This window comes from Lentisphaera profundi (assembly GCF_028728065.1).
GTDB classification, from domain to species: Bacteria; Verrucomicrobiota; Lentisphaeria; order Lentisphaerales; family Lentisphaeraceae; genus Lentisphaera; species Lentisphaera profundi.
This window is the reverse complement of sequence record NZ_CP117812.1, coordinates 2,393,276-2,414,719: the sequence shown is the minus strand read 5'-3', so window position 1 is coordinate 2,414,719 and position 21,444 is coordinate 2,393,276. Positions and strand designations below refer to the sequence as shown.

The window sequence follows — 21,444 nt, the reverse complement described above, 5'->3', positions numbered from 1 at the left end:
GTCATTTAGATCTTTAAAAGCGGTGAATTTATTCACCGCTTTTTTAGTTTAAGTAGGATTTTAAAACTTAGTGAAGAAGACTGTATAGAGTCCGAGGTTCATGAAAATCATGAGCATGGATAGCTCTAGCCGATAAGCAGGGAAAAAATAGAGACCCGCAAGAGATGAGCCATTACTACAAATGAATGTGAAGGTGATTAACTTTTTGGAGAAAGCTTCGCCATTTTCATATTTATCCAATAAGTGAGCCAGGCGAGGGGATTTCATTACATAGGCTCGAAATTTCGGCGAACACTTAGTAAAGCAGGCAAGTGAGATGATAAAGAAAACAGTTCCAGGCAATACGGGGAGGAGAAAGCCAGCAATAGCCATAATCAAGTTTAGCCATCCTACTATATAAAGTAAGATACGTTTACTAGTTTTTGGTGCTGTGGACATTAATTTATAAGAGCTTCAGCCAATTGAATGTATTGATCAACGGTAATGTGCTCAGCGCGTGCTTTCGGATTTATATCAAGGTCTTCGTAAGCCTGGGCAAGATTTGGCCCGGCAGTTCCTTTCATAAGTTTGAAAGCTACTTTTCGTCTTTGGCTAAAAGCGGCGCGAACAATAGCATTAAGCTTAGTTAAAACTTTTTTTGAGGGTGGGTTCTTTCTGATTCTCAAAGTCACAAAAGCTGATTGTACTTTGGGAGGAGGAAAAAAGACTTCCGGTGGTACGATGCGTAAAATCTTTACGTCATAGAGGGCTTGGACACGGACAGTGAGTGAGCCATAGTTTTTTGTAGAGTTGTCGGCCGCTAAGCGTTCGGCCATTTCTCTTTGAAGCAAGAAATACATTTCCGAGGGCGGACTTTCCAGTTCAGACATGATCGAGATGAATATGCTAGAAATAGCGTAGGGAAGATTGGCAAGGCAACGAAAATCTCGAGGGAGATTAAGTATTTCTTTATAGTCTACTTTACAGGCATCGCCTTTGTGAAGTGTGAGATTAGGATGCTGAAGGTTCTCAGTCAAATAGCGTTGGATCGCGAAGTCGAATTCAACAGCATGTACAATGCCTCCAAGTTCAAGCATTTCCCGTGTGAGTGCGCCTGCTCCAGGTCCAACTTCAAGGATGGTTTCGCCTTTTTGAATATTCATTGAGCGACACATGGCGTCTAAGAGATTACTATCAATCAAAAAGTTTTGGCCACGGCTTTTTGCAGGAGCAATACCGTATTTTTCTAGAGTCGTAAGTAATTCAGCTTTTTTCATTACTTAACGTATTTTTCGATTTTAGCACTTTTCTTCAAGTCATTAATGAACGCAGTGCGGTAGTGCTTTTCTTGGTTTGATTGCAGCGTACGTTTGATTTGAGCATTTATAGTTTCAAGTTTTGGGACTTCTGAATTGCGTATTTCGCTAAGTTGGACAAAAAGTGTTTGGCTGGTTTCTTCAATAGTGATGAAATCTCCTGATTTTTTATCTTGTAATGCTTCGATAAAGTCAGGACGGATATCGGATATTTTTAGAAAACCAAGGTCACCACTGAATTGGGAATCAGATTGAGACATAAGGCCATCAAAGTTTTCCCCGTCATTTAAAGCTTTATTCAAAGCCGCTACACGTTTCCCATCTTGGTCTTTATCTTTGCTGATGATGATGAGTTTGATATGCATTTTTGAGGGCGTAGCAAAATCACTTTTATGTTTGGCATAATAAAGAGCGATATCACTAGGAGTGACAACTATTTTTTTTCTAATGAATTCCATGCGCATGAGTTCGAGGATGATGCCTCGTTCAATTTCTTTGCGGTATTCGTCCACAGTCATATTTTTTTGGTGGAGCATGTCATAGAATTTATCGCGATCCGTTCCGAAGCGACGAGCTATTGATTTTTCAATTCGTTCTTCTAATAAAGAAGAAGGGACCTGGAAAGCTTCATTGCCATTAAAGTGATCTAGTATGAGCTGTTCTTCAATAAGGATGCCCAAAGCTTTTTTTCTGAGGGCAATGATTCTTGAGGGAAGTTCTGGGCCAGTGAAGATTTGACGAATCCGGGCTTCTTCTCTATATGAGAGTTCTTGAATGTCATAGCTGGTGATAATGTGACCATTAACCTTGGCCATGATGCTATCTTTATAAATACGACCGCCAAAAGTGCTAAGGCATAAAAGTGTGAGTAGGGTAAAATATTTCATGTGCTGGATAACTTATAATGTGTTAGGTTCAAAGCTGGTAAAAAATTACTTAGGGTGCTAAAATAGCCGACTCAAAAATAAATGATATTTAAAATTACTTTTTTTATGGAAAAAAAACATCAAAGCAACTGGAAAAAATGGGTATTGCTCGTTATTTTGGGGGCTCTAACTCTAGAACCATCGTTTTTGGGCGTTTTAAACGGACAAGACGATGATTTTGATAAAGAACTTAAGCTAGCGGATCTGAAAATTCGCAATTTTGAGTTAAGGAAAGAGTTGGAGGAATTGAAGTCAGTGAAAGTTAAGATGCAAGAAGACCTTTTGAATAAAGGGAAGCAGCTAGCAGTCATTGAACAAGATCTCGCATTGATATCCGCTGATGTAAAAGCAGAAGATGTTAATGTAGTTTTGCTTAAGGAATTGAGTTTATGTCGCAATGCGATTGTAGCTCTTGAACGAAAGCAGGATGAATTTAGAGAATATGGACGTAAGGCATTAAGTTCTCTGAAGGCAGAAAAAATTCTGCTTGAGGAGTATGACAACAAAGCAGCTCTGGTAAATCAAGAGCTAAAGATTGTGAAAAACACGGTCTTTGCAGTTAAAGAAGAAGGTGCTGCTTATGTTTTGAAGCTTGATGCTGAGCTAAATGTTCTTGCGATGAGCCAAGGATACGCACAAGGCGTAGTTCAAGGTTCGGATTGGAATGTCACGGTTAATGATCGCAAGGTCGCAACCATAAAAATAATAGAAGCAAGGCGGAATAGTAGCCTAGCTTTAATAATAGAAGGCTCGGCCAAAGATATTAAGCCAGGTTCTTCTAAAGTAAGTAAAAGATAACTTTTTGGAAAAAAAGAGATACAAATGGAAGCAACAGCAGTTACGAAATACGTGAGAATGTCACCTTTCAAAGCTCGTCAAGTTATGCGTCATGTAAATGGCAAAAACTACAACGAAGCTATTGAACTAGTGACACTTGCGGATCAAAAAGCTGCGGGTATCATCAAGAAGACTCTTGAATCCGCAAAAGCTAACGCTGAGAACAAAGGCGCTAATATTAGCTCACTTTATGTTAAACTCGGTGTGATAGGCGAAGGCCCCACAATGAAACGTTTTAAGCCAAAGGCTAGAGGCTCGGCTGGTAGAATTAACAAACGTACAAGCCACGTAAAAATCATCCTCAGCGATGAGAAATAAAAGGAGTTTACAGTGGGTCAAAAAGTAAATCCAGTTGGATTCAGAATAGGTTATACGAAAGATTGGCGTTCACGCTGGTTTGCAAGCAAGAAAGATTTTGCTGGTAAGCTCGCAGAAGATATTGACATTCGTAAGCTTATCAAAGGTAGATTTAAAGAATTTGCGGTTTCCCGCATCAATATTGAGCGTTTCGCAAATCGCGTTCGCGTAGCCATCCACACAGCCCGTCCAGGACTTGTGATCGGTAGCAAAGGCGCTCAAATTGAAGAAGTAAAACTACAACTAGCCAAACTTGCTAAAGGCAAAGAAGTATTCCTCGACGTAGTCGAAGTACGGAATCCTGAAGTAGACGCGGTTTTGGTAGCTGAAAGCATTGCTCAGCAGTTGGAAAGACGTGTTTCTTTCCGTCGTGCTATGAAGAAGTCAATCCAAGTCGCTATGGACATGGGTGCTGAAGGTATCAAAGTTAAATGCGGTGGTCGTCTCGGCGGTGCTGATTTAGCGCGTAACGAAATGTATAGTGAAGGTCGTGTACCCCTACAAACAATCAGTGCGAATATTGATTATGGATTCGCAGAAGCGAACACGACTTACGGCATTATCGGTATAAAAGTTTGGATATGTAAACCTAAAAATTTGGAGCAAAATCATGGCACTAATGCCAAAAAGGGTAAAATACAGAAAGGTTCAAAGAGGCAGTCTCGCAGGTAATGCGGGAAACTGTAACAAGCTCGACTTCGGTGAGTTTGGCCTTCAGGTACTAGATCGCGGTTGGATGACAGCTCGTCAGATCGAAGCCTGTCGTGTGACTATGACTAGACACACGAAAAGAAGAGCAAAGGTTTGGATCAGAGTTTTCCCTGATAAGCCGATCTCTAAGAAGCCACTAGAAGTACGTATGGGTAAAGGTAAGCCAGGACCAGATCATTGGGTTGCTTGCGTTCGTCCAGGACGTATCCTTTTCGAAATGAGTGGTGTAACACGTAGCACAGCTAAAGAAGCTATGGCACTTGCAGCAAACAAACTTGGAATGCGTACTCGCTTCCTTGCTAAAGAGGATCAAATCTAATGAAAGCTGCAGACGTAAAAAAATTGACTGACGCGGAGCTAATTGAAAAGCTTGGTGAACTCGACAAGGAGCTTCTGAATCTCAGACTCCAGGCAAAAACAGGTCAAATCGAGAATACTTCAAGTATTCGCGAGGCGCGCAAAACTGTTGCCAGAATTAAAACCGAGCAAACAGCCCGCTGTAAATAGGGATTATATCCAATGAGTGAAAACGAAAATCAAGAACGTGGCAAGCGCAAGCAGCGTGTAGGCGTTGTTACCAGCGACAAAATGGATAAAACCATCGTTGTAACAGTTAACCGCAAAGCGCGTCATGCTAAATTTAAGAAAGTTATTAACATCAGTAAAAAATACTACGCACATGATGAGAAGAACGAAGCCAAAATTGGCGACCAAGTTCTTATCTGCGAAATGAGACCTATCAGCAAGAAGAAGTGCTGGAGACTTATGAGTATTCAATCTACTGCTGAATAAGGAGATTTATATATGATCCAGATGCAGACAAGCCTAGAAGTGGCAGACAACACAGGCGCTAAGCGTATTGTTGCTATCACTGTATTAGGTCAGCGCAGAAAATATGCTGGTGTTGGTGATATTATTACTGCTACAGTAAAAGAAGCCAGCCCTAACGGTGTTGTTAAGAAAGGTGACGTCATCAAAGCCGTTGTTGTTCGTACAAGAAAAAGAATTCGTCGTGCAGACGGTTCGTACCTCAACTTCGACAAGAACGCCGCTGTAGTTATCAACGCGAATAATGAGCCACGTGGTACACGTATCTTTGGCCCAGTAGCTCGTGAACTCAGAGAAAAGAAATTTATGAAAATTGTTTCTTTAGCACCGGAGGTTCTCTAATGAATGATTTCCCAGTAAAGATGGGGCAAGAAGTTGTAATTATTGCAGGTAAAGACAGGTCACGTACTGACAAGGTCAAATCTGGTAAAGTTACTTCTATCAATCGCCTTAAACAAACTATTACTGTTGAAGGTCTCAACATCAGTAAGAAAGCTGTTCGTCCAAGTGAAGCAAATCCAGAAGGCGGAATTGTCGAATTTGAAGCTCCGATTCACGTTTCTAACGTGATGACGAAAGACAAATACGAAGCTCGTTCAGCTAAGAAAGCATAGGTGGTATCAGATGACTTCAATGAAAGAAAAATATAAGACAGAAGTTGTAGCCGCTATGGTTAAGAAATTCGAATATGGTAACATTAACATGGTACCAAAACTCGAAAAAGTAATTCTTAACTGCGGTATCGGCACTAAGCAAGAGCGTGAAGTTCTTGGTGAAGCTGTAAAACTTCTCACGACTATTACAGGTCAAAAAGCTGTAGAAACTAAAGCTAAGAAATCTATTGCGAATTTCAAACTTCGCGAAGGCCAAGCAATTGGTACAAAAGTGACTCTACGTGGTCAAATGATGTACGAATTCCTTACGCGCTTGATTCACAATGCACTTCCACGTGTACGTGACTTTCGCGGTGTAAAAGCTACTGGTTTTGATGGTTCAGGTAACTACACAATGGGGATCAACGATCAGTCGATCTTCACTGAAATTGACCTAGACAAAATCAAACATGCAATTGGTATGAATATAACAGTTGTAACAACGGCAAAGTCAGACGAAGAAGGTAGAGAACTCCTCGCACTTCTTGGTATGCCTTTCTCTAAGTAAGGAGTTGAACCATGGCTAAGAAATCTTGGATTCAAAGAAACGAAAAGAAAGCAAAAGTTGTTGCTAAATATGCAGAACGTCGTGCAGCTTTGAAAAAAGCTGGTGACTATGCAGGTCTTAGTAACCTCCCCCGTAACGCGAGTCCTACTCGTGTTGTAAATCGCTGCTCAGTCACAGGCAGAAAGCGTGCTTACTACCGCAAATTCGGTGTTTCACGTCTTACACTCCGTGAGCTCGCAAGTCAGGGTCTTGTTCCTGGCATGAGAAGAGCTAGCTGGTAATCAATTAGGAAATTATAAAAAATGAACGATACAATCGCAGACTTTCTTACTCGTTTAAGAAACGCAGGTATGGCGAATCTCGCCGAACTGAACATGCCTTCTTCAAAGGTTAATGCGTCTATCTCTTCCATCCTCAAAGAGGAAGGTTACATCGCAGACTACGAAGTCGTAGAATTAGAAAATAACAAAGCGGACCTCAAGGTTCAGCTTAAGTATCATAAAGGCCAGCCACTTATTCAGGGACTCAAAAGAGTTTCTAAAGGTAGCTGCCGTATTTTTGTGAAAGCTGACAAGATTCCACGTGTACGTGGTGGTCTAGGTATTGCTGTTATTTCGACTTCTAAAGGTATGATGACGGGTCAGAAAGCTAAAAGTGAAAACATCGGCGGCGAAGTTGTTGCCCTTGTTTGGTAATCTTTAAGGAAATTCATCATGTCAAGAATTGGTAATAAAGCAATAAGCATTCCCTCAGGCGTTGAAGTTAAAATTTCTGCTAAAGAAGTTACTGTCAAAGGTCCTAAAGGTGAATTAAGTCACACATTAACTCCTCGTGTAGAAGCCAGCGTAAATACTGAAGCAAAATTAGTTGAAGTAACACGTCAGGACGATAGCCGTTTTTCAAAAGCTGAGCACGGTCTTAACCGCAGTCTTATCTGTAATATGATTGTCGGCGTAAGCGATGGTTGGAAAAAAGAGCTAGAAATCCGCGGTACTGGTTTCAGAGGTGCTATACAAGGCAACACTCTAAACTTAAACTTGGGTTACTCACATCCAATCAACTACGAGATCCCTGCTGGTATCAAGGTTACTATGCCTGATCCAACAAAGATCACTGTTGAAGGATTTGATAAACAACTAGTTGGTCAAGTATCCGCTAACATTCGTTTTTACAGAAAACCTGATGCCTACAAAGGTAAAGGTGTTCGTTATGTGAATGAACATATCGCACTTAAAGAAGGTAAGAGCGCTGGTAAATAACAGCTGCCCACGGAGATAATTATGAGTATAAAAACTACAAAACAACAAAGAAAGCGCAGGCATTTTCATGTGCGTAAGAAAGTTGCTGGAACAGCAGCGAAGCCACGCATGGCAATATCACGCTCTCTTAATCACATATCCGTTCAGTTTATCGATGATGAAGCTGGTAAGACTCTTGCCTCAGCCTCTACTAAAGATAAAGCTTTCGATGGAACAAATATACAAGCTGCAAACAAGGAAGGCGCTGTATTAGTAGGCAAGATTGCTGCTGATAATGCAAAAGCTGCTGGAATTAGCAAAGTCGTTTTCGACCGTGCAGGTTTCCGTTTCCATGGTCGCGTAAAAGAGTTAGCTGACGCCGCGCGTGAAGCTGGCTTGGAATTTTAGGGGATAAACATGAACGATAAAAGAAATCAAAAAGATGCTAACTCTTCCGATTCTCCGGAATTGGACGAAAGAGTCGTAGCTATCAACCGCTGTTCAAAAGTGGTAAAAGGTGGTCGTAACTTCAGTTTTTCAGCTCTCGTAGTTGTAGGCGATCACAAGGGTAACGTTGGCGTTGCACTTGGTAAAGCAAATGAAGTTGTAGACGCTATCAAAAAGGGTGTAAACCTTGCAAAGCATAACATGTTCTCAGTGCCACTCCACAAGATGACACTTCCACATGAAGCTACTGCTAAGCACTCTGGCGCAAAAATTATTATTCGCCCTGCTTCTGAGGGTACAGGTCTTATCGCTGGTGGCGGTATGCGTGCTGTACTAGAGCTTGCTGGTTACAAAGATGTACTTGCAAAATCACTTGGTTCAAACAACCCAATGAATGTTGTTCACGCTACTGTAAAAGCTATTAAAATGCTTGAAAGTCGTGATGAGATCCTCACTAAGCGTGGCCTCAAGAAGGAGAACGCATAATGAAGCTCAATACTTTCAATAAGCAGGCTACTGCCAAAAACCGTAAGCGTATTTGCCGCGGTGATGGTTCCGGTTTAGGCCGTACTGGTGGTCGTGGTGAAAAAGGGCAGAAGTCACGCTCAGGTAGTACTATACGTCCTCACTTTGAGGGTGGTCAGATTCCACTTTTCCGTCGTTTGCCACATAACCGTGGTTTCAAAGCGCGTAATCACAAGGAATGGACAATCGTAAACCTTACTAGTATTGAAGAACACTTCAATGCTGGCGACACTGTTGATGGAGCTGCTCTCATAGAGAAAAAGCTTATCAGTGCTGTTGTAGGTGCCGGTTTAAAAGTTCTCGCCAATGGTGAAATTTCTAAAGCTTTAACAGTTAAAGCTAATAAATTTTCAAAAACTGCTTCTGACAAAATCGCCGCTGCCGGCGGATCTGTAGAAGCGGTTTAGTCAACAGGATTCTGTAATGCTTTCAGCTTTTCGAAATATGTTAAAAGTACAAGACCTTCGTAAGAAGTTATTGTATACGGTTTGGATCATTGTTTTAGTACGTGTACTTAAGAATGTTCCAATACCGGGAATTGATCTCACTGTTCTTAGTGACATCATGGAGTCGATTAAGAGTCAATCCGAAAGTGCCAACAAATTAGTTGGTATGGCCAACGTATTTTCAGGTGGCGCATTACAGAAGCTTGCCATTGGTGTACTGGGTATAATGCCGTATATTACGGCATCGATTATCATGCAGCTAATGACGCCTGTGTTCCCGAATTTGGAGAAACTCCAAAAAGACGGATCACATGGTCGTCAGAAGCTCAATCAGTACACGCGCTATATGACTATCGTCATTTGTGCAGTACAGAGTTGTATGATGGCTATCGCCATGCATACACCATCCAAACTCTTAGGAGTAGCTGGTTTCGATAACTTAGTAACAGACAAGGGCACTGCTTTTGTTATACAGACTACGATTATTGTGACAGCAGCAGCCATCCTTATTATGTGGCTTGGTGAACAAATTACTGATAAAGGTTTAGGTAATGGTGCTTCTATTATCATTACTATTAACGTGCTCTCTTCTATGCCTCAAGCTTTCGCAGCTGTTTATTCTAAATACCAAGAAGGTGAGTGGAACCTGGTTCAAATTCTCGTTGTTGTTGGTATTCTCTTTATGGTCACAGCCGCAACCGTAGCCCTCGTTCAGGGTATGCGAAAAATTCCTTTGAAATATGCCCGTGACGCTGCAAGTAGAAACGCTATGATTGAAAAAACATCATACCTGCCACTTAAAGTGAATCATGCCGGTGTAATGCCCATTATCTTTGCATCAGCCTTAATGATGTTCCCACCAATGATTATAAATAAAATCGGTGGAAGCTTTGCTCAGACAGTGGCTCCTTGGTTCTCTTTCGGTAGTACTGCTTATCTTATAATCCAAGGTTTACTCATTCTAGTATTCACTTTCTTTTGGGTAGCAACACAATTCAATCCAATACAAATTGCCGATGATTTGAATAGATCAGGTGCTTTTGTTCCAGGCCATAGACCCGGTGAACCCACTTCTAAATTTTTAAATGATACAATGACTCGAATTACAGTTGCAGGAGCGATATTCCTAGTTATATTGGCGCTCCTTCCCTACATTCTCATGAATGCATTGGGATCTGGTTCAACTGATTTTATCATTACTCAGTTCTTTGGTGGAACAAGTTTGTTAATTATGGTTGGAGTTGTTCTTCAAACTATGCAGCAAATTGAAGTTCAGTTAGTCCAGAACAATTACGACGGTTTCATTACCGGCGGAAGATTGAGAAGCCGTAAAGGTTAAACATTTTCCGGGCGATTAGCTCAGTTGGCTAGAGCGGCTGGTTTACACCCAGTAGGTCGGGGGTTCGAGTCCCTCATCGCCCACCATTTCATATTGCGCTTAGCGCAAGGCTTATCAGAGAGATCTGACTAAAGCACCCGAGTTATCGGGCGATTAGCTCAGTTGGCTAGAGCGGCTGGTTTACACCCAGTAGGTCGGGGGTTCGAGTCCCTCATCGCCCACCATTTATATTGCGCTTTGCGCAAGGCTTATCAGAGCGATCTGACTAAAGCACCCGAGTTATCGGGCGATTAGCTCAGTTGGCTAGAGCGGCTGGTTTACACCCAGTAGGTCGGGGGTTCGAGTCCCTCATCGCCCACCATTTTATATTGCGTTTCGCGCAAGGCTTATCAGAGCAATCTGACTAAAGCACCCGAGTTATCGGGCGATTAGCTCAGTTGGCTAGAGCGGCTGGTTTACACCCAGTAGGTCGGGGGTTCGAGTCCCTCATCGCCCACCATTTTATATTGCGTTTCGCGCAAGGCTTATCAGAGCGATCTGACTAAAGCACCCGAGTTATCGGGCGATTAGCTCAGTTGGCTAGAGCGGCTGGTTTACACCCAGTAGGTCGGGGGTTCGAGTCCCTCATCGCCCACCATTTTAAGCCACAGTTTTTTAAACTGTGGCTTTTTGCTTCCTGTAAAGAAGAAAAGTTCTTTGTCGAAAAACGATGGCTGTCTCTGTGAATAGGGTGAGCTCAATGAAGATATTAATCTTTTCTGAAAAGAGAGAATGGTATCGATCAATATTTGACCGCCTAAAAATCCCTACTTTCATGCAAGTCTTCGATTATTTAGAATTACTTGATCTATAATAAAGTTATAGCTCATAGATAAGAGTGGGCCAGGTACTAGAGCGAAACTTTTGATAGTAAATTTATACATGGCGCTATTTTTTAAGCGGAGACAATTTAAAATCATCACTAAAGCTGAGGCCTTGAATAGTGAGACTCTTCATTCCTTTCGGCATATTGAGAGTTCCTTTGAAGAGGATCAGCTCGGCACCATTACTGAGTTTGTAGTAATTAAAGCGATTACTTGATCGATCTACTTTACCAAGAAGATGAAGTATTTCCTGTGTATCCATGCCATCACGAAGCATGTAGGGAACGGCTAAATCAAGATACTCGTAGGGGTAGAGGATCTCTTCTCGTGGCTTTTCCCAGAGTAATTCATTGGACCGAAATTTTTTTAAAGTCCTTGAGTTCAGTATGTAGTGATCTTCACCTTGAGAATAACGGTATTCTCCGGACTTTATTTCTTGGCAATCAGCAGAACGAAAAAACTCATGATCTAAAGGACTCTGGTATTCCTTTATCATAATTTGATTGCAAGAAGTGGCAATGAATAAGCTAATTAAGACAAGAATGAATTTTTTCAAAATTATAACTGCTCATTAAAATTAAATAAGAGTTGTAGGCAGAAGTCTTTTGTGTCTTTATCTAATGCCTGTTCCATTTCTAATTGTGAATAATAACATTGGCCAAGAAAGAGACCTTGTGCAGGGGCAGTTACTACTGCTTTGGATCGTTCTTGGGATTCAAGAGCCACGCGTGTATGCTCAGGTTCTTGAAATTCCATGCCGACATTGACCACTTCTCCAGCCATGGACCGAACCATCTTATAGAGAAAGCCATCTCCGGTAAATAATAAGGCCACGAGGTGACCTATTTCAACGAGCTCAGCCTTGAAGACGGTTCTAATGGCATGACCAGTTAATTTTTTTCTCTCGACAGTAAAGGCTGAGAAATCATGCTTACCTTCGAGGTGTTTTAGTGATTCTCTCATTTTATCTATGTTGAGCTTTCGTCTCATGTGCCAAGAATAGGGGGCCAGTATAGGACTTCCAGTTGTTGAGTTATCAACAAAATAGATATAGGTTTTTCCAACACATGAAAATCGTGCATGGAAGTCTGATTCACAGGGAAGAACCGAACGAATACGAATACTCCCAGGGAGTAGCGCATTGATGCCTTTTCTTAGGGTATCACTGGTGAACTTGGAAGATTTGGGTTCGGTGAAGCTGGCGCAGAGGCCAAATGCATGGACGCCTGCATCAGTTCTGCCACTGCCACTAATTTTTATGTTCGGATAATTGTAGAGTTTAGCGATGGCTTTCTCAATTTGCTCTTGAATGGCATCAAAATCATTTTGACTTTGCCAACCAAACCAATTTTTCCCGTCGAATTGAATTGCGAGTTTATAGGAGTTCATAGGGCAAGCTTACTTATAAAGGAAAGCTCCACATTCGAGACATTTGCCAAGGCCTTTAGCCGCAGATGAAGTGTCTTTTTTAGAAAGTTTAATATGGCAAAAACCACAGCTTGTATCATGTGTTATGGGAACAATTACTGCACGAAATGAGCCTTTAGATTTGAAAATCCTCTCGTAGTCTATGAGAGTTTCTTCATCGACAGTCTGAGCGAGTTCTTTTCGTTTAGCAATAGTGTCTGGCAAGCTCTCGACTAAGTTTTTATGGCGGCGGTCAAGATCTTTTATATCTTGTTCAATTTTGCCTATCATTGTTTTGAGCTGCTCTGCAATGACCTTTTTTTTGCTTTTTATATCCGCGACCTTATCAAGGTGCTCCAAGAAAGTGCTCTCCATGTCATCTATTCTAGAATCATAAGAGTCAGCTTCTTTAACTAACTTGGTGTAAGTTGAGTTATCTTTAGTGTCCCCTGATTGGATCATGATTTTAGCTTTTTGCTGACGTAACTTATCAGTTTCATAAGTAAGCTCTTTACAAGCTTTTTCGGCCTCTTTTTGTTGTTCGTTGAAGGCTTCGTAGATTTGCTTATCCTTTTTAAGCGAAGAGATGATATCTTTTTTTTGTGCGGGGATAGAAGTAGATTGTTTATCGATTTCTGATTTACGTAAATCTAGATCTTGAATTTCTAAAAGTGTATTAAGCAAGTCCATTAACATTTTCCCTTATAATTTTAGGCTCAAATGAAATTATCTTTTAAAGGGCTCTTTACAAAAAGCTTTTGTAGTAAAAAGCGTTTTTGTACAAGACATAATAAATTTTTGTAGGGAATTACTCTTAGTGGATCAATTTGTAGGTTTGCAAGTAGAGACTGGGGAGCATAGATTTGAGGTATAATTAATAACTAGGGAAGTGTTTGATGGATCAAAACGATTTAGTCAGCAAAATTACGGATGTTAAGGCTGTATTAAATACAGTCATTAGAGGTAAAGAAAACGTTGTCGATTTACTATTGACGGGTTTATTTTCTGGAGGACACTGTTTAATCGAAGATGTTCCAGGAGTAGGTAAAACATCTTTGGCGAAAGCCGTGGCGAAGTCGGTGGGTTGTGAATTCCAAAGGGTTCAGTTCACGCCAGATTTATTACCTGCAGATATTACTGGAGGCCCCATTTATAGTCAGAAACAAGAAGAGTTTTTCTTTAAAAAAGGCCCAGTTTTTTGCAATATACTTTTGGCCGATGAAATTAATCGAGCCTCTCCTCGAACACAGTCCGCTTTATTAGAAGCTATGGGTGAAAATCAAGTGACTATTGGTGGCGAGCGCTATGACTTGCCACCCCCTTTTATTGTTATTGCTACCCAAAATAGTATTGATAACCACGGTACTTTCCCATTGCCAGAAGCACAATTAGATCGTTTTGCCTTATCTTTTTCTATGGGTTATCCAGATGCTGAATCTGAATTAGCCATCTTACTGGATCGACATAATGGCGACCCAGGGACAAAAATCGAAGCTCAATTGAGCTCTGAGGAAGTTTTGCAAATACAGGAACAAGTTAGAAAAGTGAAAGTAGATGAGAGCATAGCTAGCTATATTGTTGCAATCCTCAATAGTAGTCGCCAGCAGGATCAATTAAGGACTGGTTGTAGTCCTAGAACTGGCTTGGTGATGTATAGAACAGCACAGGCACACGCTTATTTAAATGGCCGTGATTATGTAATAGCAGACGATATTAAGCATCTCAGTGTTGCGGTATTATCCCATCGTTTACATGTTAAGAAACAAGTTAAAAATAGCGGAATTAGCAATGAGGAGATAGTTAGAGAATTCTTCGACCGCGTTAAGCCACCTCATTAGGTTTCACTGTGCTTATTAAAGGTCGCATAAATAAATTACGAAAATATATTCTCTATGGTAATGAGACTACAGGGGATATACCATTTCCCTTGTATATGAAAAATAGACAAATCGTCTATTCTTTTTTTTATATATTAAATTTTTATACACAGCGTTTTCTACCTTTGAATATTCGCTTATTACTATCCTTCTGTTTTTTCTTTTTGGTCTACTCAATACAAGATCCTGAGAATATTCTGATGGTGCAGGGCATTTATTTTTTTATAACTGCCTTTGTGATAAGTATGATAATTGGCTTTTTTTTTCGTCCGAGAATTAAGTTAAATAGACGCGTACCTGCTCGATGTATGGCGCAAACTCCAGTGCAAGTAGATTATCATATAAATAATTTATCTTCGATGACTTTATGGGATTTACGCTTAGATAGTTTCCCCTTTCTCAATGCGGAGTTTGTCAAAGGGCATGCAGGAAGTGAGTGCTTGGGTGCTCATGAGCAACAATCCTTGAATGCCATGGTGCTCTTCCCATTTCGTGGTTTGGTTAAGTTACCTCGAGTCTATGCCTGTAGTTCTTTCCCTTTTGGGATGTTTGCATGGGGCTCAATGGGGACTGGTGATTCTTCCGTGTTAGTTCTTCCGCAAGTGAGCGATTTAGATGAGGTCGATTTGAGTTTTGGCGGTTTTGAGGGTGAAGGAGAGGAAGATCGCCATTCGAATTCTAATGATACCGGAAATCAGGAGTTCATGAAAATCAGAGAGTACCGAGAGGGGGACCCCGTTCGTTTGATTCATTGGGCAGCCACGGCTCGCTTAGGAAGGCCTGTCGTGAAAGATTTTAATGAAAGTAATCATCGTAAAATTTCGATTTATTTAGATGAAGTCTATAATCCGTCTATTCTAAGAGAAAGACACATGAAGACATACCCTATTTTTGAGGCCTCGGTAAGTTTAGCGGCTTCATTAGTCGATTGGGCGAGTAGAAATAAAGTAGGGATTAGTTATTTTTTTATAAATGGACGTACCTATAACCTAGATGATATGACCATTGAAGAGCAGGTAGAGTACGCCATGGGTTTGTTGGCGAAAATACGGAATAATATAGATAGGTCTACAAAGGCCTTCCCCGAGATGGAAACATATTGTACTGCAGAAGATAGTTCGGCTTGTTTTGCAATCGTGAATCATATTAACGATGAACGTAAAGATTTTATTAAGAAGCATCGCTTATCCAGTAAAATATTAACTGTTAACTCTCGAATCCCAAAAATTAATGGCCTACAATATATCGATCATGACGAAGTTCTTAGTAATAATTTAAGGACAATATAATGCGTACTTTTGATGAAAAATTTGATTTGAAAAAACGTCGAAGTATTACGGGATTACAAATTTTTTGTGTAATGGTATCCTGTTTTTTTTATTGGAGTTTAACAAAATCTATAATTCCCTTGCTTACTTGTTTAGTGGTATATATCCCCATTTTATTTAGGGGAGTTTATTTAAAATTAGGGACTCGCTCTATCGTTTACACGATGGTTTCGGCGATGGTGTTATCTGTCATTCCTTATCAATTCGTTAAACAAACTAATGTCTTTTTTATGCTACCGGGGAATTTTTTAGTCCCCTTTTGTATTGTGGGCGCGGCTCATTTATGCTTATTAGAGCAGAAAAGAATTATATTGTCAGGCTTTTCAACATTTATTTTCTTATGTTACCTAATAGGTGGTGATCTAAATACAGGCCGTGGTGTATTGGCGACTAACAATACAAATATTCTGGGGCTTAAGTGGAGTTATTTGATTTCCTTAGCCTTGTGTTTAGTAGCTCTTTTCACGATCTTCAAGCTTTATGGCATGTCGAAGTTTGTCCAGAAAAATCAGCAAGGGACTAAGAAATGGCAAGCCAGAATTATCTGCTTAGTTGCTTTTGTGATGGTGTTTATTTGTTCACCTGTTTTACAAAAATCATCCGTGCCAGTTTTAAGGCATGTAGAAAATTATTTATTGTCACAGCTGAGCACTATGGGCCGTTATCAAAACCGTATGCAGAAACGTTATGAGAATGAAAATAATATTAGTCGACCCATACATAATAAATTTGGTAGAAATCTAGGCGCAATAGTGATGCGTGTTAGCAGTGAGAGAGCACCAAGATTGCTAAGGTTTTATGCTTATGATACTTATGAAGGGGGGATTTGGTCTCGAGAGTTAGATAGTAAAGCATCCGTTCGAGAAGAGGATAATGAAGATGAAAAAGTAGAACTACTAGTTATTGAAAATTATATTTTAAATAAAGAGAAATACGATGATGTACAGAGTAAAACGACAATTTATCCGACCAACTTTTTAAGTGATAAAATCATTCCATTATCGTATGACTCAGTAGGTGTATCAGTTTCCTTAGATAGTATTGATGCCTATCCAGATAATAGCCTTGAAGCAAAAGGGCTATCACAGTCAACGGGTATTAGGCTATTGAGAAGTGGTAAGGAGAATGATAGGCCTATTTCTAAACCCACTATTATGAGTAGGGAGTATAAGAAAACTTATTCTTTTGTTCCAGAGAATTTACGCAAATACCTCAATGTACGTTGGCAAGATATGAGTTCTGTGACGCATGACCCTAAAGAAGCGGCTCAAAATATCGTACAATATTTCAATAATAATTATTCCTATGACTTAAATTTTGTTGATACCTATTATGAAGAAGAAATGTACGCTTATGAAGATGAATATATAAGTAAAGATATTATTGAATACTTTCTGTCCAGTGATTCTAAATCGGGGCATTGTGAGTTATTTGCTACATCAACAGTTCTTTTATTACGGAGTGCAGGCTTTCAAGCTAGGTATGCTTGTGGTAGTACCGTTACAGAGCAATCAAGCGATGGCGATTATATGATTACCCGTGCAAAAGATTTACATGCGTGGGTAGAGGTGTGGGATAATAAGAGCAAAAAATGGTTTGTCGTAGATCCTACCCCTTCAAGAGGAGGCTTCTTTAAAGATTATCGACCAACAGGACTCAATGCTTTTATCGAGAATATGACTTTTAAAGCTCAGAAAATATTTAGTTATGTATTACAAGGTGAAATTACAGTAGCCTTAGCAGCCGCCTTTTTTGCAGTGTATGAGCCGGTATCAGAGTTTTTGAAAGTGCCTTTGAATGCAGTGGTAACATTATTATTAATTATTGTGCTCGTCATTTGGCGGATTTCATATTTGCGTAAAAGAAATAAAGCTAAAATTAAAACCCTGAGTAAGGAATTAATTAAAGCTAAAATGATGATTCTTGCAGTGGCAAAAAAACACTTGTTGCGCCCCTCTCAGGGGAGTCATGACTATATGAATATAGCTGAGATTTGTCGAGGCTTTGAGCAACGAGGTGTTTTAGCTGTTGTTATTGATGAGATTCGCCTTTATGAAAAGTGTCGATTTGGTTCACTCTCATATACAAAAATACATTTAAGTGAATTAAAAAGCCATTTGAAATTAATACCGAAGATGATTAAAGCTCAAGCACGTAAATAATCATCGACATGTCCTAAAGCCATTAAAGCATAATACGTAGATGATGGATCCGCAGTCGTTTCTCTACAGTGGGCGATGAATCCGCCATCTTGTTGGTAATGATCCCTAATATAGGTTAAAGCAGCAGGTTTAAGCAAGGTGATGTCAGCCTGTAAGAGCTTGAGAGATTGTAGGGCGAGTGCGGTACTATTGATATCGCCAAAGGGCATTATATGTGTAGCTACGAAGCCTCCGTCATCGGCTTGTTGTTCATTTAACCAATGAGTCAACTTATGAGAAGGCTCTTCTTCAATAGATTTAAGTAAACAAATAGCAAAGTATGTAGAGGCAACCGAACCGTGATCAGCGGATCGTTGGTGTGCATAGGCTTCGTCTTTTGCTTTCATGCTATCCAGTAACTTGATGACTTTAAGTTCATCAGGAATAGCTTTTTCAATACTTTGGAAAATTGAAAAGGCTAACCAAGATCCGTATATACTTGATTGAGGAGCTCGTTTGATGTGACTCCAGCCCTGGTCTGAGCAGCGTATGTTATTTAAATGTTCAGCAATATCACTAAAGAGGTATTTGTCTGGAGAGTGATTTTTTATGAGCGCCCAGCAAGAGCTAAAGGCTTCTAGGTCTTGGAGATCCATATGTTGGATATTAGGTGCGTGTTTGAGGCTATTGAATAATATAGTTTCATATTTATCGAAGCCATCGAGGGCCTTTAGGCAGGTAAAACAATGCCATGCAAGAGTCAGTTGTTCTTCAGAGTTGCTATTGTAGAATAAATCTTTAGTGATAAAAGATTGTAGGAACTTGATTGTAGATGTTCTTTGCTCACTACTAAGTAGCGAGGCACCATTAGCTAATGCCGTTAGTTCAGATTCGCGAAAGTAGAATGCACTGGTTTCATTTCTCATGATTTTTTAGTCCTTATTTATAATCGCATGAACTTAGCACATTATTGTAGCTACGAAATCAAAGGGCTGAAAATCTATGCAATAAAAAAGCCACTCTAGTTGAGCGGCTTTGTAGATTGTTGTACTTTATCTCTTAGAGATTATCGTAATCAACTTTACTGCAGAATTTTGTAAGTTTCGTACCATCATCATCAACAGCTTTGAAAGCATAGCGAATAGAAGGGCCTTTTGCAGTTTCTTTTTCATAAGTAACTTTACTTACGCTACCAGAACTAATTTTAACTTTAGCTTTTTTCTTTACGTTGTAGAATTCAATTTCCATGTTTTTGCTCCTCAGCATATTTATTATAGGTGACAATTAAAATTACTTGTTTTTGAACGGAAAAAAAGCATTTTCTGAGTTCAGAATAAAGAAATCGGAGGAAAATCCTAGGAAATCGTAATAAAAGTGCTTTTCATTATGGTTTTAAAGGGCCCCTTTTGTGAGTTAATCAAACTTTTAAGTAGGATTTATTGTTGACTTTGAGCATTGAATTAAGGCATGACTTGTGTCTATCTTCAAAAAATCGAGTGCTAATATCTTTAAATGACTGTATTTATAATCGCTATTTTACGATACTATATTTTATAGTTTTTAAGTCTTCGGAAAATTTTGAATAGGTTAAAACATTTATCTTCAGCGCTTTAGGAGCGCAGAAAATCACTTCGTTGATATCATCAGTACCAATTTTACTGATATCGATTTCAGTGAAAATGATTAAAGGGAGAGGGCTGAAGTCGACGATGGGAGAACTCCCTTTGATACTGAGCTTACCCTGTTTGATATCAATAGTTTTAACATAATGATTTAACTGTTTCATTAGTGTATTAAATAAAATTTCTTTATCGACAGTATTGAGTTTATTTCTTAACTGGTAACTCATGTTGGCCATGGCGAGATCTGCATTCTGCTCATTTAAAAAAGAATAAACTTTAGTCAAATTGGAGATATTCACCGTTTTCGAGTCGCGGCCCATGGAGCGCGATAGGGTGTGGATGGGCTTAAAAGTTGGATCAAGTGCAGAGAGTTTCCATGCGGCCATCGTGTAGTTTAAGTTAGATAGATGACTAATGGCAGCGAGTCTAATGAGGCTTTTGTTGTTCGGGTGATAAACGAGCGCTTGATTAAGTAAAGCTTCGGCTTCTTGGGTTTTAAAGTTATAAAGCAGTTTCTTATGTGTTGTGAGAACATAGGCGAGATGCACTCCGACATTCTATGCGGCGACCTCAATCTCTATTTGACATAATAACTGGCAGATCCTTTCCAAGTTGAATCCTATGGCGCTTATGAGAGTTTCTTGACGAACCCTCTTTAAGCCACAAACGGTAAATCGCTCAAGGTTGTGATAGTTCTTCAGCTTTGAAATACCTGCTTCGGAAATTGATCGGATATTTCTCGCAAGTTGGTAGTTTTCACTCTCATAAATATCTTCTCCTAAGAGCTTCTTTCCCTTTGAGCCACTAACACTGACTAATGTCGCCCCTTTTTCGATGGCATCATCTAAATTGGCGGCAGAGCTATATCCGTCATCCACACTGATCATCATTGCGGTCTCGCCCGTCATCTTTTTATTTTCATCAAGGCAATTACTGAAGGCCTTGCTGTCACTAGTATTTCCAGATTCTAGGGTGAATGATGTCAGAAAACCATTGGCACTAAAGGCGAAATTTGGTCGGTAGCCAAATACGGTTTCTCGACCACCCTTTTTAATAAATGCTGCATCATTATCACTCATGCTGTAAATTTTCCGTGCCGTCTTCGTATCGTAGTCCTTAGGAGCCATGTTGAAGCGATGTTCAACCATCAAAACTTTATCTATGAAGCGAGATAGACATTCGTCAATCATCAGAACTTTGGCACTTTCACAGTGTTGTTTAATTTGAGGAAGAGTCTTCTCCAGGCGAATAATAAATTTTCGGCACCTCGGTAAAAGTTCTTGCGTATAAAACTTTTGCCTCATTTTTCTTGCTCCTTTTTTTCCTTTAAGCATAGAGATCTCGAAATCCAGTTTACTCATATAATCACAGTAATTTTGCAGGCGTTTGAGAGGGATCTTTCTGCGCTCAACACAGGGAAGCTGATCATGAACGTCACTGATATTTTTCATCATTTTACAACTAAGGTTCTTTAGTAATTGACTATCGACAGGCCACGCTGAATCGGCCTTAATGGCTGTAGAATCAATAATCACTGCTGAAAAATCATCCAGGCCACACTCCTTAACGCAGTTCAAAATAGCTTGATGAAAAAGATTAAGGGTCTTCTCAGAAAGAGCAGAGACTTGTTCATGAATCGTATTGCGTGAAGGGAAGCTTCCTATGCCCAAGCGCCCAATAAACTGCTGCAAGGAACTATTCTCACATAGCATACTATAGCCTCGTTCACCGTAACAATTATCATAAAAGTGACGGGCTATGAACAACGCCACCACCAATTCAGCTGGGGGGTGTTTTTGGGTAGAGCTGTTTTTAAACTCGCGGTTTCTAGTGGCGGCTCTATCTTTACTCAACTGAAGTTGATCATCTTCAATTGCCTTTTTGATCTCTTGAAATTCAGGACGAAGTATGATTTGCCCCGCAATCTTCAATGGTCCGCATAAAATTCCTATAGTTTGCCGTAATTCCTCGATGAAATATTCGGGAAAAAGAGTATCGTACATTGAAAGTCCCACTTGCTGTTATTGTCGGTGTAAGCTACTACAATATAGGCGATTAAGTGGGATTTTTTATTGGAAATTATAACTTTAAGCTAT

The 21,444-nt window shown here is 39.9% G+C and carries 29 protein-coding genes and 5 tRNA genes; 24 read left to right on the top strand and 10 right to left on the bottom strand.

Annotated features, from left to right (window positions below; genetic code table 11):
• Positions 1-60: 60 nt before the first annotated feature.
• From PQO03_RS21020 to PQO03_RS21010, 3 genes are read right to left on the bottom strand one after another with little or no spacing between them, the layout of a single operon-like run.
• Complete coding sequence (locus PQO03_RS21020; protein WP_274153170.1) at positions 61-438, bottom strand: DUF454 family protein; 378 nt, start codon at positions 436-438, stop codon at positions 61-63.
• Positions 438-1,256 (bottom strand): 16S rRNA (adenine(1518)-N(6)/adenine(1519)-N(6))-dimethyltransferase RsmA, encoded by an 819-nt coding sequence (rsmA, locus tag PQO03_RS21015; RefSeq protein WP_274153169.1) that lies wholly within the window; start codon positions 1,254-1,256, stop codon positions 438-440. Before rsmA ends, PQO03_RS21020 begins: the two co-directional genes overlap by 1 nt.
• Positions 1,256-2,182: a SurA N-terminal domain-containing protein gene (locus tag PQO03_RS21010; RefSeq protein ID WP_274153168.1), complete on the bottom strand. Its 927-nt coding sequence runs from the start codon at positions 2,180-2,182 to the stop codon at positions 1,256-1,258. Before PQO03_RS21010 ends, rsmA begins: the two co-directional genes overlap by 1 nt.
• A gap of 105 nt (positions 2,183-2,287) precedes the next feature.
• Here PQO03_RS21010 and PQO03_RS21005 point away from each other — a divergent pair, with 105 nt between their 5' ends.
• The 21 genes from PQO03_RS21005 to PQO03_RS20905 all read left to right on the top strand — a co-directional run bounded on the left by PQO03_RS21005 (position 2,288) and on the right by PQO03_RS20905 (position 10,747).
• Entirely contained in the window at positions 2,288-3,019 is a 732-nt protein-coding gene (locus PQO03_RS21005; RefSeq protein WP_274153167.1) for a hypothetical protein, read from the top strand.
• A gap of 24 nt (positions 3,020-3,043) precedes the next feature.
• Complete coding sequence (gene rplV / locus PQO03_RS21000) at positions 3,044-3,376, top strand: 50S ribosomal protein L22 (RefSeq protein WP_274153166.1); 333 nt, start codon at positions 3,044-3,046, stop codon at positions 3,374-3,376.
• Between the two features lie 12 nt (positions 3,377-3,388).
• Positions 3,389-4,087 (top strand): 30S ribosomal protein S3, encoded by a 699-nt coding sequence (gene rpsC, locus PQO03_RS20995; RefSeq protein WP_274153165.1) that lies wholly within the window; start codon positions 3,389-3,391, stop codon positions 4,085-4,087.
• Entirely contained in the window at positions 4,026-4,445 is a 420-nt protein-coding gene (rplP, locus tag PQO03_RS20990) for a 50S ribosomal protein L16 (RefSeq protein ID WP_274153164.1), read from the top strand. Before rpsC ends, rplP begins: the two co-directional genes overlap by 62 nt.
• The gene (gene rpmC / locus PQO03_RS20985) at positions 4,445-4,633 is read left to right on the top strand and encodes a 50S ribosomal protein L29 (protein WP_274153163.1); all 189 of its coding nucleotides are present in this window, start codon (positions 4,445-4,447) and stop codon (positions 4,631-4,633) included. The genes rplP and rpmC overlap by 1 nt, the downstream gene beginning before the upstream one ends.
• Positions 4,634-4,645: 12 nt before the next feature.
• Positions 4,646-4,918 (top strand): 30S ribosomal protein S17, encoded by a 273-nt coding sequence (gene rpsQ, locus PQO03_RS20980; RefSeq protein ID WP_274153162.1) that lies wholly within the window; start codon positions 4,646-4,648, stop codon positions 4,916-4,918.
• Positions 4,919-4,930: 12 nt separating this feature from the next.
• Positions 4,931-5,296 (top strand): 50S ribosomal protein L14, encoded by a 366-nt coding sequence (rplN, locus tag PQO03_RS20975; RefSeq protein WP_274153161.1) that lies wholly within the window; start codon positions 4,931-4,933, stop codon positions 5,294-5,296.
• Positions 5,296-5,568 carry a 50S ribosomal protein L24 gene (rplX, locus tag PQO03_RS20970; protein WP_337993452.1) on the top strand — a complete coding sequence of 91 codons (273 nt, stop codon included), beginning with the start codon at positions 5,296-5,298 and terminating at the stop codon, positions 5,566-5,568. Before rplN ends, rplX begins: the two co-directional genes overlap by 1 nt.
• Positions 5,569-5,578: 10 nt before the next feature.
• Positions 5,579-6,115 carry a 50S ribosomal protein L5 gene (gene rplE, locus PQO03_RS20965; protein ID WP_274153160.1) on the top strand — a complete coding sequence of 179 codons (537 nt, stop codon included), beginning with the start codon at positions 5,579-5,581 and terminating at the stop codon, positions 6,113-6,115.
• An 11-nt stretch (positions 6,116-6,126) separates the two neighbouring features.
• Positions 6,127-6,396 (top strand): 30S ribosomal protein S14, encoded by a 270-nt coding sequence (gene rpsN, locus PQO03_RS20960; RefSeq protein ID WP_274153159.1) that lies wholly within the window; start codon positions 6,127-6,129, stop codon positions 6,394-6,396.
• Positions 6,397-6,417: 21 nt separating this feature from the next.
• Positions 6,418-6,810 (top strand): 30S ribosomal protein S8, encoded by a 393-nt coding sequence (gene rpsH / locus PQO03_RS20955; protein ID WP_274153158.1) that lies wholly within the window; start codon positions 6,418-6,420, stop codon positions 6,808-6,810.
• A gap of 18 nt (positions 6,811-6,828) precedes the next feature.
• The gene (gene rplF, locus PQO03_RS20950) at positions 6,829-7,374 is read left to right on the top strand and encodes a 50S ribosomal protein L6 (protein WP_274153157.1); all 546 of its coding nucleotides are present in this window, start codon (positions 6,829-6,831) and stop codon (positions 7,372-7,374) included.
• A 21-nt stretch (positions 7,375-7,395) separates the two neighbouring features.
• Positions 7,396-7,761 (top strand): 50S ribosomal protein L18, encoded by a 366-nt coding sequence (gene rplR / locus PQO03_RS20945; protein ID WP_274153156.1) that lies wholly within the window; start codon positions 7,396-7,398, stop codon positions 7,759-7,761.
• A 9-nt stretch (positions 7,762-7,770) separates the two neighbouring features.
• Positions 7,771-8,286 carry a 30S ribosomal protein S5 gene (gene rpsE, locus PQO03_RS20940; RefSeq protein WP_274153155.1) on the top strand — a complete coding sequence of 172 codons (516 nt, stop codon included), beginning with the start codon at positions 7,771-7,773 and terminating at the stop codon, positions 8,284-8,286.
• The gene (rplO, locus tag PQO03_RS20935; RefSeq protein ID WP_274153154.1) at positions 8,286-8,732 is read left to right on the top strand and encodes a 50S ribosomal protein L15; all 447 of its coding nucleotides are present in this window, start codon (positions 8,286-8,288) and stop codon (positions 8,730-8,732) included. The genes rpsE and rplO overlap by 1 nt, the downstream gene beginning before the upstream one ends.
• A 16-nt stretch (positions 8,733-8,748) precedes the next feature.
• The gene (gene secY / locus PQO03_RS20930) at positions 8,749-10,110 is read left to right on the top strand and encodes a preprotein translocase subunit SecY (RefSeq protein ID WP_274153153.1); all 1,362 of its coding nucleotides are present in this window, start codon (positions 8,749-8,751) and stop codon (positions 10,108-10,110) included.
• Between the two features lie 9 nt (positions 10,111-10,119).
• Positions 10,120-10,196, top strand: a tRNA-Val gene (locus PQO03_RS20925).
• A 61-nt stretch (positions 10,197-10,257) separates the two neighbouring features.
• Positions 10,258-10,334: transfer RNA gene (locus tag PQO03_RS20920), tRNA-Val, on the top strand.
• Between the two features lie 60 nt (positions 10,335-10,394).
• Positions 10,395-10,471 (top strand) — tRNA-Val (locus PQO03_RS20915).
• Positions 10,472-10,532: 61 nt separating this feature from the next.
• Positions 10,533-10,609, top strand: a tRNA-Val gene (locus tag PQO03_RS20910).
• Between the two features lie 61 nt (positions 10,610-10,670).
• Positions 10,671-10,747 (top strand) — tRNA-Val (locus PQO03_RS20905).
• 290 nt (positions 10,748-11,037) lie between these two features.
• On the opposite strand, the gene PQO03_RS20900 is transcribed toward PQO03_RS20905, so the two are convergent.
• Genes PQO03_RS20900 through PQO03_RS20890 form a run of 3 tightly spaced genes read right to left on the bottom strand, consistent with a single transcriptional unit; the run spans position 11,038 to position 13,070 of the window.
• On the bottom strand, positions 11,038-11,529 hold the full coding sequence (locus PQO03_RS20900; RefSeq protein ID WP_274153152.1) for a hypothetical protein: 492 nt from the start codon (positions 11,527-11,529) through the stop codon (positions 11,038-11,040).
• A 2-nt stretch (positions 11,530-11,531) separates the two neighbouring features.
• The gene (truA, locus tag PQO03_RS20895) at positions 11,532-12,362 is read right to left on the bottom strand and encodes a tRNA pseudouridine(38-40) synthase TruA (protein ID WP_274153151.1); all 831 of its coding nucleotides are present in this window, start codon (positions 12,360-12,362) and stop codon (positions 11,532-11,534) included.
• Between the two features lie 9 nt (positions 12,363-12,371).
• Positions 12,372-13,070 carry a zinc ribbon domain-containing protein gene (locus tag PQO03_RS20890; protein ID WP_274153150.1) on the bottom strand — a complete coding sequence of 233 codons (699 nt, stop codon included), beginning with the start codon at positions 13,068-13,070 and terminating at the stop codon, positions 12,372-12,374.
• Positions 13,071-13,276: 206 nt separating this feature from the next.
• Here PQO03_RS20890 and PQO03_RS20885 point away from each other — a divergent pair, with 206 nt between their 5' ends.
• The 3 genes from PQO03_RS20885 to PQO03_RS20875 all read left to right on the top strand — a co-directional run bounded on the left by PQO03_RS20885 (position 13,277) and on the right by PQO03_RS20875 (position 17,747).
• Positions 13,277-14,218 carry an AAA family ATPase gene (locus tag PQO03_RS20885; RefSeq protein WP_274153149.1) on the top strand — a complete coding sequence of 314 codons (942 nt, stop codon included), beginning with the start codon at positions 13,277-13,279 and terminating at the stop codon, positions 14,216-14,218.
• Between the two features lie 347 nt (positions 14,219-14,565).
• The gene (locus tag PQO03_RS20880) at positions 14,566-15,546 is read left to right on the top strand and encodes a DUF58 domain-containing protein (protein ID WP_274153148.1); all 981 of its coding nucleotides are present in this window, start codon (positions 14,566-14,568) and stop codon (positions 15,544-15,546) included.
• A complete protein-coding gene (locus PQO03_RS20875) occupies positions 15,546-17,747 on the top strand; it encodes a transglutaminase-like domain-containing protein (protein ID WP_274153147.1) in 2,202 nt (733 codons plus the stop codon). The genes PQO03_RS20880 and PQO03_RS20875 overlap by 1 nt, the downstream gene beginning before the upstream one ends.
• Here the strand turns inward: PQO03_RS20875 and PQO03_RS20870 are convergent.
• The 4 genes from PQO03_RS20870 to PQO03_RS20855 form a co-directional block, all read right to left on the bottom strand.
• Entirely contained in the window at positions 17,732-18,652 is a 921-nt protein-coding gene (locus tag PQO03_RS20870) for a prenyltransferase/squalene oxidase repeat-containing protein (protein ID WP_274153146.1), read from the bottom strand. The genes PQO03_RS20875 and PQO03_RS20870 overlap by 16 nt on opposite strands.
• Positions 18,653-18,785: 133 nt before the next feature.
• Positions 18,786-18,974, bottom strand: coding sequence for a hypothetical protein (locus tag PQO03_RS20865; RefSeq protein WP_274153145.1), 189 nt, complete (start codon positions 18,972-18,974; stop codon positions 18,786-18,788).
• Between the two features lie 283 nt (positions 18,975-19,257).
• Complete coding sequence (locus PQO03_RS20860; protein ID WP_274153144.1) at positions 19,258-19,896, bottom strand: tetratricopeptide repeat protein; 639 nt, start codon at positions 19,894-19,896, stop codon at positions 19,258-19,260.
• Between the two features lie 9 nt (positions 19,897-19,905).
• Positions 19,906-21,351: a transposase gene (locus PQO03_RS20855; RefSeq protein ID WP_274149473.1), complete on the bottom strand. Its 1,446-nt coding sequence runs from the start codon at positions 21,349-21,351 to the stop codon at positions 19,906-19,908.
• Positions 21,352-21,444 lie beyond the last annotated feature (93 nt).

What these genes read in the sequence shown, in the direction of transcription:
- PQO03_RS21020 (WP_274153170.1), bottom strand. Translation starts at nt 438, where the DNA reads ATGTCCACAGCACCAAAAACTAGTAAACGTATCTTACTTTATATAGTA.
- rsmA (WP_274153169.1), bottom strand. Translation starts at nt 1,256, where the DNA reads ATGAAAAAAGCTGAATTACTTACGACTCTAGAAAAATACGGTATTGCT.
- PQO03_RS21010 (WP_274153168.1), bottom strand. Translation starts at nt 2,182, where the DNA reads ATGAAATATTTTACCCTACTCACACTTTTATGCCTTAGCACTTTTGGC.
- PQO03_RS21005 (WP_274153167.1), top strand. Translation starts at nt 2,288, where the DNA reads ATGGAAAAAAAACATCAAAGCAACTGGAAAAAATGGGTATTGCTCGTT.
- rplV (WP_274153166.1), top strand. Translation starts at nt 3,044, where the DNA reads ATGGAAGCAACAGCAGTTACGAAATACGTGAGAATGTCACCTTTCAAA.
- rplP (WP_274153164.1), top strand. Translation starts at nt 4,026, where the DNA reads ATGGCACTAATGCCAAAAAGGGTAAAATACAGAAAGGTTCAAAGAGGC.
- rpmC (WP_274153163.1), top strand. Translation starts at nt 4,445, where the DNA reads ATGAAAGCTGCAGACGTAAAAAAATTGACTGACGCGGAGCTAATTGAA.
- rpsQ (WP_274153162.1), top strand. Translation starts at nt 4,646, where the DNA reads ATGAGTGAAAACGAAAATCAAGAACGTGGCAAGCGCAAGCAGCGTGTA.
- rplN (WP_274153161.1), top strand. Translation starts at nt 4,931, where the DNA reads ATGATCCAGATGCAGACAAGCCTAGAAGTGGCAGACAACACAGGCGCT.
- rplX (WP_337993452.1), top strand. Translation starts at nt 5,296, where the DNA reads ATGAATGATTTCCCAGTAAAGATGGGGCAAGAAGTTGTAATTATTGCA.
- rplE (WP_274153160.1), top strand. Translation starts at nt 5,579, where the DNA reads ATGACTTCAATGAAAGAAAAATATAAGACAGAAGTTGTAGCCGCTATG.
- rpsN (WP_274153159.1), top strand. Translation starts at nt 6,127, where the DNA reads ATGGCTAAGAAATCTTGGATTCAAAGAAACGAAAAGAAAGCAAAAGTT.
- rpsH (WP_274153158.1), top strand. Translation starts at nt 6,418, where the DNA reads ATGAACGATACAATCGCAGACTTTCTTACTCGTTTAAGAAACGCAGGT.
- rplF (WP_274153157.1), top strand. Translation starts at nt 6,829, where the DNA reads ATGTCAAGAATTGGTAATAAAGCAATAAGCATTCCCTCAGGCGTTGAA.
- rplR (WP_274153156.1), top strand. Translation starts at nt 7,396, where the DNA reads ATGAGTATAAAAACTACAAAACAACAAAGAAAGCGCAGGCATTTTCAT.
- rpsE (WP_274153155.1), top strand. Translation starts at nt 7,771, where the DNA reads ATGAACGATAAAAGAAATCAAAAAGATGCTAACTCTTCCGATTCTCCG.
- rplO (WP_274153154.1), top strand. Translation starts at nt 8,286, where the DNA reads ATGAAGCTCAATACTTTCAATAAGCAGGCTACTGCCAAAAACCGTAAG.
- secY (WP_274153153.1), top strand. Translation starts at nt 8,749, where the DNA reads ATGCTTTCAGCTTTTCGAAATATGTTAAAAGTACAAGACCTTCGTAAG.
- truA (WP_274153151.1), bottom strand. Translation starts at nt 12,362, where the DNA reads ATGAACTCCTATAAACTCGCAATTCAATTCGACGGGAAAAATTGGTTT.
- PQO03_RS20890 (WP_274153150.1), bottom strand. Translation starts at nt 13,070, where the DNA reads ATGGACTTGCTTAATACACTTTTAGAAATTCAAGATCTAGATTTACGT.
- PQO03_RS20885 (WP_274153149.1), top strand. Translation starts at nt 13,277, where the DNA reads ATGGATCAAAACGATTTAGTCAGCAAAATTACGGATGTTAAGGCTGTA.
- PQO03_RS20880 (WP_274153148.1), top strand. Translation starts at nt 14,566, where the DNA reads ATGGCGCAAACTCCAGTGCAAGTAGATTATCATATAAATAATTTATCT.
- PQO03_RS20875 (WP_274153147.1), top strand. Translation starts at nt 15,546, where the DNA reads ATGCGTACTTTTGATGAAAAATTTGATTTGAAAAAACGTCGAAGTATT.
- PQO03_RS20870 (WP_274153146.1), bottom strand. Translation starts at nt 18,652, where the DNA reads ATGAGAAATGAAACCAGTGCATTCTACTTTCGCGAATCTGAACTAACG.
- PQO03_RS20865 (WP_274153145.1), bottom strand. Translation starts at nt 18,974, where the DNA reads ATGGAAATTGAATTCTACAACGTAAAGAAAAAAGCTAAAGTTAAAATT.
- PQO03_RS20855 (WP_274149473.1), bottom strand. Translation starts at nt 21,351, where the DNA reads ATGTACGATACTCTTTTTCCCGAATATTTCATCGAGGAATTACGGCAA.